The organism is Kitasatospora sp. NPDC127035, assembly GCF_042726075.1.
GTDB lineage: Bacteria > Actinomycetota > Actinomycetes > Streptomycetales > Streptomycetaceae > Kitasatospora.
On record NZ_JBHXDN010000089.1, the window covers coordinates 1 to 12,149 of the forward strand.

The window sequence follows — 12,149 nt, forward strand, 5'->3', positions numbered from 1 at the left end:
GGGTCGGGGGGGGGGGGGGGGGGGGGGGGGGGGGCGCCACGCCGCAGGCGCCGCCCGGTCAGCGCGCCGACGGGGCGCCGGAGGGCGTGAGCGGCGTGCTCGGAGCGGCGGCGCTCGGGGCGGCCGAGCCGGTCGGGGCGCCACTCTGGGGGGCGGTCGCGGTCGGGGTGGGCGTCGGGCAGCCCGGGGCGGTGGCCGTCGGCGTCGCGGTGGCCGAGGGCGTCGCCGACGCCGGGGCGCTCGGGGCGGTGCCGGCCGTCGGCGTGCCCGAGGGGGCGTCCGTCGGCGTGGCGCAGGCGGTGGGCGTGCCGGTCGGGGTCGTCGTCGGCGTGGCCGTCGGCGTCGCGGTGGGCGTGCCGGTCGGCTCGGCGGTCGCCGTCGGGCTCGCGCTGCCGGACGGGCTCGCGGTCGCGGAGGGCGTCCCCGACGGCGTGGTGGTCGGCCCGGTCGAGGGGGACGCGGAGGGCGACGCCGAATCCGACGGGGTCGCACCGGTCGACGGCGACGTGGACGGCGTCCCCGAGGGCGAGGTCGACGGTGAGGTCGACGGTGCGCCGGAGGGCGTCGTCGAGGTGGACGGAACGGCGGGAGTGCCGGGCGTGGTGGACGGCTGCGGCACGCCCGACGGCTGCGTACCGGTCGGGATGCCGGGGATGACGGGGGCGACGGGAGCCGGCGGGGTCGGCAGGGTGAGCGGAGCGAACGGGCCGTTCGGGGCGGTGCGGCCCGGGGTGGTGACCGGGCTTCCGGTGCTGAAGTGGGCCATCCAGTTCCGGACCGTGCGCAGGTACTCGGCCGAGTGGTTGTAGCCGAGGACGGCCCGGTCCAGCTGGGCCGGGTCGGACAGGTCGCGGCCGCCCGCGCACAGGTAGCGGCCGGCGGCCTCGGCGGCGTCGAAGACGTTGTTCGGATCGGCCTTGCCGTCGGCGTTGGCGTCGACGCCCCAGGAAGCCCAGGTGGAGGGGATGAACTGCATCGGACCGACGGCGCGGTCCCACACGCCGTCACCGTCGAAGCGGCCACCGTCGGTGTCGGATATCGCCGCGAAGCCGGCACCGTTCAGCGCCGGGCCGAGGATCGGCCGGTACGTCGTCCCGGCGGCGTCCACCGCACCCCGGCCGGCCTGGCCGGACTCGACCTCGCCGATCGCGGCCAGCAGCTGCCACGGCAGGTGGCAGGCGGGCGAGCGCAGCGCCAGGGCGGCCTCCGCCTTGCGGTAGGCGGCGAAGACCGTCTCCGGCAGGGCGGGCCCGTTGCGCAGCGGGTCGGCGAAGGGCGAGCCGACCGGAGCGGTGGGCGGCTGGGTCAGCGGGACGGTACCGCCGCCGTCGACCGGGGCGGCCCCGGCGAGAGCGGGCCCGCCGGACACGCCGGGGCCGAACGGCGAGGTGGTGCCGGGGTCCACGGCCGCGGAGCCGGTCCCGGTGGCCGTCGGGCCGAGGGTCCGGTCGGCGGGGGCCGGAAGCGCGTCGGCGGATGCCACGGGGGCGAGGCCGAGGCCGGTGAACTGGGCGCCGGTCAGGGCGGCGAGGGCCGTGAAGACCGCTGCCGTTCCGGCCATCCGGCTGCCGAGCCGCAGCCGGCGGACGCCCCGGGGGCCCGCGGCCCGGCGGCTCGCGGTCTCCCTGACCACGATCTCCCTGACCACGGCCTGCCGTGGCCCCTCGGATGTCCCGTCGCCGTTCCTGGTCGCCATGCTGTGCCCCTCCCGTCACCGTCCGGCCCCTGGGGAACGGACGGGGTGTCACCATCGTGCCTGCCGGTGCCTGACCGAGCTCGTTTCCCGAACGATTAGTATCACGACGATCCGACAGGCCCCGGATGGCCGGGAGCGGTCCCGGGCGCCACCGTTCGATGAACGGGCCGTGGACGGACTCGACCGGACACGGTCAGGACGGCCGGCGCGGCGCCGACCCCCGGGCGGGCCCCGGGCCACGGGCAGGACGTCAGAGCTCGACGAGCGTCCCGTCCTCGGCGACGCCCGCACCCGCCGCGGCCAGCACGGGGGCCAGTGCGACCGCCTCGGGCGAGCCCCGGTGGGCGAGCGGGTTGGTGTTGTTGAGGTGGGTGTAGAGGTAGCGCGGCCCCGGGTGACGGGCCAGGTGGGGGAGCGAGTCCTCGACGGCGAGGTGGCCCATCCCGCGCGAGGTGCGCGCGCCGCCGGTCCGTTCGGCGAGCTCGTCGTCGGTGGCGAAGGTGCCGTCCAGGATCACCAGGTCGGCGCCGGACACCGCCCGGTCCAGGGCGGGCGTCCAGGCGGCGACCCCGGGTGCGTAGACCGCGCGGGCGCGGCCGGCGGTGTCGCTGAAGCGGTAGCCGATCACCCAGTCCGTCCGGTCCGCTCCCGCCGCCGTGCCCGCCCCGCCCGGGGCCGTCCCGCTCCCGCGGGCGGTACGTCGCTCGCCGGGCGGGCCGGCGGCGTACCGGGGGCGTTTGCCGCCGAGGGCCAGTGGCTCGGCGAGCAGGCCGCCGGCCAGTTCGACGGCGGTGCCCGGTGTGACGGTGTGCCAGTGCGTCTTGGCGTAGGGGGCGATCAGCGGGCCGACCGGGAACGCCTCGTGCAGGGCGGCGCGGACCGGCTCCGTGGCGTGCACCGACAGCTCTGCGGCCTCGCGCAGGGTCACCAGGCCGAGGGTGTGGTCGAGCTCGCCGCTGGTGAGCAGCACACCGCGCAGCGGGGTGGCGCGGGTGCCGGGCGCGGGTGCCAGTTCGGGCGTGGCGAGCAGCTGGGAGCGGAGGTCGGGGGAGGCGTTGACCAGGTACCAGGCGGCGCCGTCGGCGCTGACGGCCAGGCAGTCCTGGCTGCGGACGGCGCCGGTGCGGCGGGCGGTGGCGCAGCCGTCGCAGCCGCAGTTCCACTGGGGCAGGCCGCCGCCGGCGGCGGTGCCGAGGATCCGGATCTTCAGCGGGTGCTCCCTCAGGACGGGCCCGGCACGGCGGGCGCGGCCGGCCCGGCGGTGACGCTCGTGGCAGTGCCGGGCGTGCCGAGTGTGACGGGCGCGGCGGGCGTGGCGGTGAACCGGCGCGGCACCGGCGTCGGGCCGTCGGCCGGCGCGGGCGAGTGGACCAGCTGGTGGTGCGGGGAGAGCCGGCACGCCGGATCGGTGACGGCCGCGTCGCCGGTGAACTGGAAGGCCTGGCAGCGGCAGCCGCCGTGGTCGACCTCGCGCAGCGCGCAGCTCCGGCAGGGTTCGGGCATCCAGGCGGTGCCCCGGAAGCGGTTGAAGGCGGGGGAGTCGTGCCAGATCGCCGCCAGGTCGTCGCCGGCGGCGTTGGGGATCCGGAGACCGGGCAGCTGGGCGGCGGCCAGGCAGGGCAGCACGTCGCCGCCGGGCGCGACCACCAGCTGTTCGTTCCCCCAGCCGTTCATGCACGGCTTGGCGGTGCCGCTGTGGTGGTCGGCGACGACGTGGGTGATCTCGATCCGGTCGCCGTGCCGGGCGCGGGCCGCGGCCACGTCCAGCTCGGCCTGTCGGACCTGTTCGTCACCGGGCGCCAGATGGGCCCGGTTGACCCAGGCCCAGCCGTAGAACTGGGTGTGCGCCAGCTCCACCCGGTCGGCGCCCAACTCGACGGCCAGGTCGGCGATCGCGCCGAGCCGGGCCAGATTCCCGCGGTGCAGCACGGCGTTGACCGTCAGCGGCAGTCCGGCGGCGGTGAAGAGCGCGGCGGCGGCCAGCTTCCGTTCGTGCCCGGTCCGGCCGTTGAGCCGGGTCAGCCCGGCGACGGTGTCGGCGCGGTCCGGATCGGCGTCCTGCACGGAGAGCTGGACGTGGTCCAGGCCCGCTTCGGCGAGTTCGGCGGCGCGCGGGCCGTCCAGGGGCAGGCCGCTGGTGATCAGGTTGGTGTAGAGGCCCAGCCGGTGGGCGTGTGCGACGACGGCGGCCAGGTCGCGGCGGAGCAGCGGTTCGCCGCCGGTGAGGTGGACCTGGAGGATGCCGAGGCCGCGTGCCTGGTCGAGGATGCGCAGCCACTGCTCGGTGTCCAACTCGTCGCGCTGTCTGGTGAGCTCGACCGGATTGGCGCAGTAGGTGCACTGGAGGGGGCAGCGGTGGGTGAGCTCGGCGATCAGGCCGAGCGGCGCGGGCGCCCGCCGTCCGGCGCGGGTCTCCGCCGAGTGGGTCCCCGTCGGGTGGGTCCCCGTCGGGTGGGTCAACGCGGCGTGGGCCCCCGCGGTCCCGGGCGGGTCCGCGGCCCGGGTGGGGACGGCCGGTGCGCCGGTGCCGTCGAGGGTGAGCAGCCGGCGCTCGGCGAGGTCGAGCAGCAGGCCGAGGACCTGCCCGGGCTCCACCCCGTCGTACTCGGCGGCGAGCCGGGCGGTGATCCGCCCGGCGTCGCGCCGACCGTCGCAGTGCCGGAGCACGGCGGCGGCGGTCTCGTTGAGCAGCAGGACGCCCTCCGGGTAGAGCAGGGCGTCCTGCCGGCGGACCGGGTCGTGCACCAGCCGCACACCGCGCCGCAGCCCGGGGGTCGCGGCGTCGGGTGCGGGGCTCACCGGCCGGTCCCGGTCCGGCCCGCAGGGGTACCGGCCGGACCGTAGTCGACGGCGTCCAGCATGGCCCGCAGGACCTCGCACTTGAAGGCGAGCGCGTCCACGGCCGCCTGCTGCTGGGCCTCCGTGACGCAGTGGTCCAGTACCAGTTCGAGCGTCCGGGCGCTGTCCCGGCGGGCGTCGGGGATGCGGTGCTCGAAGTAGGCGTAGCCGGACGGGTCGATCCAGTCGTAGTGCTTCTGCCAGGCGACGACCCGTTCGGCCATGTGGTCGGGCGAGAACATCTCGGTCAGCGCGGCGGCCACGCCCTCGGTCCACGGACGGGTCTGGCAGAAGTGCAGGTAGCCGTCGACGGCGAAGCGCACCCCGCGCGCGACGTGCCGCTCGTCCAGGATCTCGGCCCGGTCCAGGCCGACCGCCTCGGCGAGCACCAGCCAGTCGGCCAGGCCGCCCTGGTCGGCGTTCGGGCCGTCCTGGTGGCCGAGCCGCTGCGACCACTCCCGACGGACGTCCGCGAGCGGGCAGTTGGCGATGATCGCCGCGTTCTTCCGGGTGAGGCAGAGCTGGTAGTACCAGCGGTTGGCGACCCAGCGCCGAAGTTCCTCCGGGGTGCAGTCGCCGGAGTGCAGGCGCAGGTGGAACGGGTGGGTGTCCCAGTACCGGTCCCGCAGGCCGTGCAGCCGGGCCGCGAAGGACTCGCGGCCCGGCTGCAGGTCGGCCGGCACCCGGGCCGGCGCGAGAGGGGGAGCCTGGGTCACCGAGTGGTCCGCGCGGCGTACGCGGTGACCTCGGCGCCGGTGCGGTGGCACTCCACCGCCGGGGCGGACCAGGCGGGCTTGGCCGCGGCCGGCGGGGCCGGTACGGCGGCGGTGGTGACGGGCTGGGGAGCGAGCGTGGACTTCATGGGAGTTGCCCTCCTCGGTGAAGTGGGTGAGAGGCCGGGGCCCGAGGGCCCCTGGATCAGGACGCTACGAGCCGCCGGGCCCGCCCGCCGGTCGAAACCACGCGATCCGCGGACAATCGCGCTCGAACGGGTGACACGACGGGCTCCGCACCGGGCCGGGCCCGGGCGGGAAACCGGTGTCGAGTGTGCCGGTTCGGCCATGCCGTGTCGAGTGGGCCGGACCGGGCGGGCCGTACCGGGTGGGCCGGGTGGGCCGGCCCACCCGGTACGACCGGTCCGGTCCTCAGGCCGAACGGCCGAAGGCGACCAGATGGCCGTCCTTGGTGCCGACGAACACCCGCCCGCCGTCCGTCGCCGGGACGGAGAACCTGGTCACGGTGCCGAGCGCGAAGCTGCGCCGCAGCTTGAGCGCGCCGTTGACCGGAACCGCGTCGTAGACCCGGAGTTCGCCGTTCTGCCCGCCCGGGCCGGAGCCCGAGTAGACCGTCCAGACCAGCGCCGAACCGGCGACCGTCCCGTTCGAGGTGACGACCGGTGAGCCGGACGCGTAGCCGAATCCCTCGGGGCTCGTCCCGGCGCTGGTCAACTGGGGGTTCCCCGCGCCGTTCACGGAGTACTTGAGCGCCCGCAGCGAGCCGTAGTTCTCGACCAGGTAGACGTAGCCGCCCTCGCCGCCCCAGACGCCGGGGTGGCCCCAGACGCCCTTGAACGGGCCGGTGGTGCCCACCACGTTGTCGGTGCCGCCGGAGCCCTGGCCCATGCCGCCGAGACGGTCGCGGTCCAGCAGGAAGATCCGGCCGTCCTTGCCGACCTGCACCATCAGGTGCGGGTGGGCGGAGGTGCCGAAGCCGGACGGCAGGGCCGCCGGGCCGCCGGAGCCGAAGTCCACGTCACCGTGGTCCATCTCCCGGTTGTTGGTGGGGCTGAAGAAGTCCCGCGGGGCGAGGCTGCCGTCCGCGTTCACCCCCAGCCGGACCACCGACTCGGCGAAGTGGCCGCCCGGTTTGTCGCCCGGCCCCTTGAGCGGGGACGAGCCCTCGCCGGCGCCGTTGCCGGTGGCGATGAAGATCCGGCCGGCGCCGTCGGAGACCAGACCGCCGCCGCTCATCCAGACGCCGGCGTTCTGCGAGGCGGATCCGGACTCGGTGGACCAGAGGGTGAGCTTGCGGGTGGAGGTGTTGACGCCCGCGACCGTGCCGACGTACGTCCCGATGCCGCAGTCCGAGGCGAAGCCGAAGTAGACGGCGCCGTCGATCAGCAGCAGTCCCGCACGCTGGGCGGAGGTCGACGGGTTGAACGGGACGCCGGGGCTGTTGACCGGCGAGCCCTGGACGGTGACCGGCCAGCCGCTCCGCTCCGCGCCCGAGGCGACGTCCAGCGCGTGCACCGAGAAGTGCGCGCCGCCGTCGCCGGACTTGGTCACGAGGTAGACGGTGCCGCTCGCCCGGTCGTAGACCGGTGTCGAGACGATGCCGGTGCCGGGCGCGAGACAGGCGCTGGACGAGGACACCGGGGTGCCCAGCGCGCGCTGCCAGACGATCCGTCCGTCGGCCGCGTTGACGCCGTAGACGTGGTTGGTCGCGGTGGCGACCACTACGGTGGATCCGGCGACCAGCGGCTGTGCGTACACCGCGCCGTCCACGGCGGTCGACCAGCGCCGGCCGAAGCCGGAGGCGGACACCTGGGCGGGGCTCAGGTTCGGTTCGGCGGCGTCCCAGCCGGTGCGCAGGTTGTTGACCGAGACGGTCGGGTTGTCGGCCCGGGCCGGTGCCGCGCCGGTGAGCGCACCGGCCGCGAGGGCCGGGACGAGCAGCGCCAGTCCGGAGAGCAGGGCCGCTCCGGAACGGCCGGCCCGGACCCGGGGCGGGGGTCCGGGCCGGGGCGGACCGGCCGGGGGTGCTCCGTCCGCGGGCGGTCCGCCGGGGGACGGGGGTGGGAGGGGTCGGCTCATACGATCCGCCTTGGCTGTCGGGGAGTACGGGGTACGGCGCCGTGGCGTCATTCTGTGAGCGCCCGCACCGTGCCCGCATCCGGCCGCAGCCCCCGGCCCGGGACCGTTCACGCCCCTGGGGGAACGGGCTGCGCCGGGCGGCGGTCCCGGCGTTCGGCCGAGCGGCCGCCCCGAGGGCCCGGGTGCCGGGGCGGATCAGCCCGCGACCGACGGTGCGAGCACCAGGGCCGGCGCGCTCGCGGCCGCCGCCTCGGCCGGGCCGATCACCTCGTCGCCCGGGCCGCGGTCCGTGACCACGGCGACGGAGTAGGTGCGGCCGTCGGCGACGAAGAACACCTCGGGCCGGGTGCCGTCCTTCCGCCGGACCAGCACCGCCTCCTGACCGACGCCGGGAAGCGGGGCGGTCTGGAGGCCCGGGTCGGTCCTCGCCGCGGTGATGCTGCCCGCGTCCACCTCGCGGATGTGGGCGGAGGACTGGCGGGAGCCCCAGGTGCAGCCCCACACCGGCTTGCCGTCCTTCGGGCCGGGCCGGGTGCCCGTGAACTGCCCCGCCGTGCCGACGACGGCGACGACCTGGGGCGAGGAGAGCAGGGCGCACGCGTCGACCCGCGCTCCGTGGGGTCCCCCTCCGACGGTGTCCGCCGACCGTGGCGGACTGTGACGGTTCAGGATCCTACGGGCCCTTCGGTGGCGGTATTTCCCTTTCCTGCTAAGGAAGTTGGACAGCTCGGTGACGGAGCCGGGCCGGTTGCCGGGCGGGTTCGCGCCAGGCTCCGGCCGGGTCGCGACCGGGCCGCGGATCCCGGCCGGGACCGGGCGCGTCCGGGGGGGTGAACAGGCGGTCCGGGGCACGGGGGTGGTACGCGCACGTGCGGCCGGGCTCCCGGCGGCGCCCGCCACCGGCCGAGCTGACCTGGCCGGATGCTCCGTCACCCCTTTACCAGGGCGGCCGGGCCGGTGTCGAGTGCGGAACGCCGACTTCCCCGGACGGGTGACGTTCTGGTGAAAGTGGTCATGCCAGGAATGGCGGCCCGTCATTCTGACCCCATGATCAGGCGGATCCCGTGACGGGGCGGGTCGCGCAACCAGACGGACACCAGAGGGATGGAGGCCCTGACAGTGAGTTCGAACCTGCCGGAGACCGTGGCCGAGGCCCCGGCCGTCCTGCCCGCGCCGCCCCGCGTGGTCGACGACCTCGCTCGTGACCTGACCCACGCCGCCGCCGCGGTCCGGGCCGTCTCCCGGGACGGTCGGTGCGGCGGCGACGTCGCGGTGGCGGCGTACACCGCCGTGGTCTGCACCGGACGGTCGGCGGCCCGCGCACTGGAGGAGGCCGCCGGGTGGTGCCGGCAGGCGCCGGAGGCGGAGGTCCATTCGCTGGCCTGGGCCCGCGTGCCCGGCCACCGTGACGACGTCTTCGAGTACCGGGTCACCCTGGCCGTCAGCTTCCCCGACCACGAGACCGGTGAGCACGCGGGGGACACCCACCACGCCCGGCGCTGACCTGGCCGGGCGGGGGGCGTACCCGGAGGGCGCCGAGGGCCGTTACCGGGCGTCGAAACCGAACTGACCCGCGATGAGACTCGGACCATGGACGTCGGGGGATCGGACGGAGCGGCCACCGAGGACCGCAAGCTCTCCGCCGGGGCGGTCGCGGCGGCCGTCGGGCCGGCGGCGGCCTGCGGGGCCATGGTGCTGTCGGTGCTGTTGGTGATGTTCCACTGGCCGGGCCGGACGGTGCCGGGGGTCGGGTGGCCGGCCGCCAAGGGCGCGGTGAAGCTCGGCACGGGCGGTGTGGTGGGTCCGGTGGCCGCCCTCGCCCGGCTGCGCACCCGCAGGGGCGCCCGGAACGCCGGGGCCGGCGGGTCCACCGGTGGGCCCGTCGTGTGGCCCGACGCGGGGGCCGTCGAGGAGCCCGACGAGGGAGCCGACCGGGCCTCCGTCGGTGGCCGGAGCTAGGGCAGCAGGACGAGCCGTCCGCGCAGGCCGCCCCCGGCCAGCCTGCGGTGGGCGTCCGCGGCCCGCCCCAGCGGGTGGGTCCCGGCGACCCGGAGCGTGAGGGCCTTCCGCTCGGCCAGCGCGGAGAGTTCGGCGAGCGCCGCCCCGTCGGCGGCCACCCAGACCTGTTCCACCCGGACACCGCGCAGGCCGAGCGGTGCGGCGCCCGCCGACACCGCGACGAACGCGCCCCGGTTGCGGACCGCGCCGAGCGCCGTCACGCCGAGCAGCGCCGCGTCCAGCACGCCGTCGACCCCGCCGGGCACCAGCGCGCGGACGGCGGCGGCCGGATCGGCGGCGTCGCGCGGCACGAACCACTCGGCACCCAGCGCGCGGACCGCCGCCGCGTCGCCCGCACCGGCCAGGGCCACCACCCGCAGGTTGCGCAGGACAGCCAGTTCCACGGCGAAGCCGCCCACCGCACCCGCGGCGCCGGTGACCAGCAGGGTCGCCCCGGCGGGCAGGCCGAGCAGGTCCAGCGCCTGGACGGCGGTCAGCCCGTTGAGCGGCAGGGTGGCCGCCTCGGCGGCCGGCACGCCCGCCGGGGCCGGGGCCACGGCGGCGGCGTCCAGCACCAGGTGGTCGGCGTAGGCGCCGAGCGGGACGTCCAGCCGGTCGCGCAGGCCGATGACCCGGTCGCCCGCGGCGAAGCCGGTCACCCCGGGGCCGACCAGGTCGACCGTGCCGGCCGCGTCCCAGCCCACGCCGACCGTGTCGCGCGGCGCCATCAGGCCCGCCCCCGCGAGCACCCCGGACCGGGTCACCGCGTCCACCGGGTTCACGGTGGCGGCCTCCACCCGGATCCTGACCTGGCCGGGGCCGGGCTCCGGGACGGGCACCTCGACCAGCTCCAGGACCTCCGGGCCACCGAACCGACGGACCACCACGGCGCGCATCGCGCACTCCTCTCACCCGGGGCCCGGCTCCACCGGGGAGCCGTCCCCACCCAGGGACTTGCGAACACCGCCCACGCTAGGAAAACCTGCTCTCCGGCAGGAAGTACGTACCCGGAAGTGCGTACCGCACGGGGAGGAGAGCACCATGGCGACCATGACCGCCGCCCAGCGCCGCTCGGCCGAGCGGGCCGGATTCGACGCGTACGTCGCCGAGTGCCCGGCCCGGCAACTGCTGGACAGGATCGGCGACAAGTGGGTCAGCCTGGTCGTCAACGCGCTGGCCGACGGGCCGCAGCGGTACAGCGACCTGCGCCGGCGTCTCGCCGGGGTCAGCGAGAAGATGCTCACCCAGACCCTGCGAGCCCTGGAGCGGGACGGCCTCCTCACCCGGACGGTCACCCCGTCCGTCCCGGCCCGGGTCGACTACGCGCTCACCCCGCTGGGCACGGGGCTGCTGCCGCTGCTGAAGGCGATCAAGAGCTGGGCCGAGGAGAACATGCCGGAGGTGCTCGCCCACCGCGAGTCGTACGACGGCGTCCGGCACGACTGACGAGGTGCCGGATCCGCTGCCGAGGAGCGGCGGTGAGGGCGCCGGAGGACCGAGGCCCGGCGCCCGGCGGGTCGGGGGTGCCCGGGGATCGTCCGTTTCCCGTCCTGCTGCCGGTTCCGCCGGACCTCCGGAGCGGACAGTGGGCTGCGGCCCGGCCGTCCGGCCGCCCGTCAACCGAACCCCCCTGGAGGGGAGTCATGCGCATCCGTACCGCGGCGGCGACGATCGCCGCCACCGCAGCCCTGGCCGTCCCGGTCCTCGCGACCGTCCCGGCCTCCGCGGCGCCCGCCCGCGTGGCCGCCTGCTCGACCTACAGCAACTACGTCAGCTACGGCGTCTCGTGCGACGGCACCCGCAGCTACTACGCGTGGGCCGTCTGTGCCAACAACAAGGTGGTCTACGGGCCGACCAGGTCGCCCGGCGTCTGGTCCTACGCGTACTGCAGCAACGTCGGCTCGACGTTCCGCAGCGGCGGCTACACGCTGGTCTGAGCCGGGGCGAGCACGTGGTCGAGGCGGTCGGCGAGCGTGGACCACGGCCGGCAGTCGACCACCGGGAGGGCGTGCAGGCGGGCCTGGGAACCGAGCCAGCGCGAGTAGCGCGCGCTGACCTCGGCGCGGCGCGCCTGGACGCCGCCCCCCGGTTCCCGGGCCACGCTCTTGCCGACGCCGGACGCGCCACCGAGCAGGACGAGGTCCCAGGTCCGTTTCGTCATGGTGCGACGCTATCGCGGAGGACGCGCGGGGATCCTCCGGGTCAGGTGGCCGCCGGGCTGTCGCCGCCCGGCCCGTCGCCGTCGGGTGCGGCGCCGTCCGGCTCGCGGGTTTCGGGATCCCGGGTGTCCGGGCCCGGGTGGTCGAGGCGGCGCTGCCAGGCCGTCAGCAGCACCTCCAGCGCGGACGCCTCCTCGGGGGAGAGGTGGCCCAGCAGCCGGTGCTCGTTGCGCATGTGGGCGGTGAACGCCTCGTCGATCAGCCGCCGGCCGGCCTCGGTGAGGGCGACGACCCGGCCCCGCCCGTCGGCCTCGCTGCGGCGGCGGGTGACGAGCCCGGCCCGCTCCAGCCGGTCGACCCGCTTGGTCATCGCGCCGGTGGTGACCATGGTGTGGGCGGCCAGTTCGCCGGGGGCCCGCTCGAACGGTGCCCCGGCCCGGCGCAGCGTGGCCAGGACGTCGAACTCGCCCTCGCCCAGCCCGTACCGTCCGTAGACCAGGCAGAGCTCCTCGGTGAGCCGGACGGCCAGCCGGTGCAACCGGCCGATGACCGCCTGGGGGGCGACGTCGAGGTCGGGCCGCTCCCGGTGCCACGCGGCCTGGATCAGGGAGACGTGGTCCTGTGCCGGGTCCTGCGCCGGGTCCG

The 12,149-nt window shown here is 76.5% G+C and carries 14 protein-coding genes; 4 read left to right on the forward strand and 10 right to left on the reverse strand.

Annotation, left to right across the window (positions count from 1 at the left end; all coding sequences use genetic code 11):
* Positions 1 to 58 precede the first annotated feature (58 nt).
* The 7 genes from ACFWIC_RS36775 to ACFWIC_RS36805 all read right to left on the reverse strand — a co-directional run bounded on the left by ACFWIC_RS36775 (position 59) and on the right by ACFWIC_RS36805 (position 7,851).
* A complete protein-coding gene (locus ACFWIC_RS36775; RefSeq protein WP_380521270.1) occupies positions 59 to 1,696 on the reverse strand; it encodes a lytic transglycosylase domain-containing protein in 1,638 nt (545 codons plus the stop codon).
* A 250-nt stretch (positions 1,697 to 1,946) separates the two neighbouring features.
* Positions 1,947 to 2,921, reverse strand: a complete 975-nt coding sequence (pqqB, locus tag ACFWIC_RS36780; protein ID WP_380521309.1) for a pyrroloquinoline quinone biosynthesis protein PqqB — start codon at positions 2,919 to 2,921, stop codon at positions 1,947 to 1,949.
* A complete protein-coding gene (pqqE, locus tag ACFWIC_RS36785; protein ID WP_380521271.1) occupies positions 2,918 to 4,495 on the reverse strand; it encodes a pyrroloquinoline quinone biosynthesis protein PqqE in 1,578 nt (525 codons plus the stop codon). Before pqqE ends, pqqB begins: the two co-directional genes overlap by 4 nt.
* A complete protein-coding gene (pqqC, locus tag ACFWIC_RS36790) occupies positions 4,492 to 5,250 on the reverse strand; it encodes a pyrroloquinoline-quinone synthase PqqC (RefSeq protein WP_380521273.1) in 759 nt (252 codons plus the stop codon). Before pqqC ends, pqqE begins: the two co-directional genes overlap by 4 nt.
* Positions 5,247 to 5,396: a pyrroloquinoline quinone precursor peptide PqqA gene (gene pqqA / locus ACFWIC_RS36795; protein ID WP_329881302.1), complete on the reverse strand. Its 150-nt coding sequence runs from the start codon at positions 5,394 to 5,396 to the stop codon at positions 5,247 to 5,249. The genes pqqC and pqqA overlap by 4 nt, the downstream gene beginning before the upstream one ends.
* 283 nt (positions 5,397 to 5,679) lie before the next feature.
* On the reverse strand, positions 5,680 to 7,347 hold the full coding sequence (locus tag ACFWIC_RS36800; protein WP_380521275.1) for a PQQ-binding-like beta-propeller repeat protein: 1,668 nt from the start codon (positions 7,345 to 7,347) through the stop codon (positions 5,680 to 5,682).
* Positions 7,348 to 7,542: 195 nt separating this feature from the next.
* Complete coding sequence (locus ACFWIC_RS36805) at positions 7,543 to 7,851, reverse strand: hypothetical protein (protein ID WP_380521277.1); 309 nt, start codon at positions 7,849 to 7,851, stop codon at positions 7,543 to 7,545.
* Between the two features lie 615 nt (positions 7,852 to 8,466).
* Between ACFWIC_RS36805 and ACFWIC_RS36810 the strand changes: the two genes are divergently transcribed.
* Together ACFWIC_RS36810 and ACFWIC_RS36815 are read left to right on the forward strand one after the other, a co-directional pair.
* Positions 8,467 to 8,850, forward strand: coding sequence for a hypothetical protein (locus ACFWIC_RS36810; protein ID WP_329881299.1), 384 nt, complete (start codon positions 8,467 to 8,469; stop codon positions 8,848 to 8,850).
* An 87-nt stretch (positions 8,851 to 8,937) separates the two neighbouring features.
* Positions 8,938 to 9,306: a hypothetical protein gene (locus tag ACFWIC_RS36815; protein WP_380521279.1), complete on the forward strand. Its 369-nt coding sequence runs from the start codon at positions 8,938 to 8,940 to the stop codon at positions 9,304 to 9,306.
* Here the strand turns inward: ACFWIC_RS36815 and ACFWIC_RS36820 are convergent.
* A complete protein-coding gene (locus tag ACFWIC_RS36820) occupies positions 9,303 to 10,241 on the reverse strand; it encodes an alcohol dehydrogenase catalytic domain-containing protein (protein ID WP_380521282.1) in 939 nt (312 codons plus the stop codon). The genes ACFWIC_RS36815 and ACFWIC_RS36820 overlap by 4 nt on opposite strands.
* A 145-nt stretch (positions 10,242 to 10,386) precedes the next feature.
* Between ACFWIC_RS36820 and ACFWIC_RS36825 the strand changes: the two genes are divergently transcribed.
* Together ACFWIC_RS36825 and ACFWIC_RS36830 are read left to right on the forward strand one after the other, a co-directional pair.
* Positions 10,387 to 10,791 carry a winged helix-turn-helix transcriptional regulator gene (locus ACFWIC_RS36825; protein WP_380521284.1) on the forward strand — a complete coding sequence of 135 codons (405 nt, stop codon included), beginning with the start codon at positions 10,387 to 10,389 and terminating at the stop codon, positions 10,789 to 10,791.
* A 197-nt stretch (positions 10,792 to 10,988) separates the two neighbouring features.
* Entirely contained in the window at positions 10,989 to 11,282 is a 294-nt protein-coding gene (locus tag ACFWIC_RS36830; RefSeq protein ID WP_329881295.1) for a hypothetical protein, read from the forward strand.
* Here ACFWIC_RS36830 and ACFWIC_RS36835 read toward each other — a convergent pair.
* The gene (locus tag ACFWIC_RS36835; protein WP_380521286.1) at positions 11,267 to 11,506 is read right to left on the reverse strand and encodes a hypothetical protein; all 240 of its coding nucleotides are present in this window, start codon (positions 11,504 to 11,506) and stop codon (positions 11,267 to 11,269) included. The two genes, ACFWIC_RS36830 and ACFWIC_RS36835, sit on opposite strands and share 16 nt — an antisense overlap.
* A 41-nt stretch (positions 11,507 to 11,547) precedes the next feature.
* Positions 11,548 to 12,111 (reverse strand): MarR family winged helix-turn-helix transcriptional regulator, encoded by a 564-nt coding sequence (locus tag ACFWIC_RS36840; RefSeq protein ID WP_380521311.1) that lies wholly within the window; start codon positions 12,109 to 12,111, stop codon positions 11,548 to 11,550.
* Positions 12,112 to 12,149 lie beyond the last annotated feature (38 nt).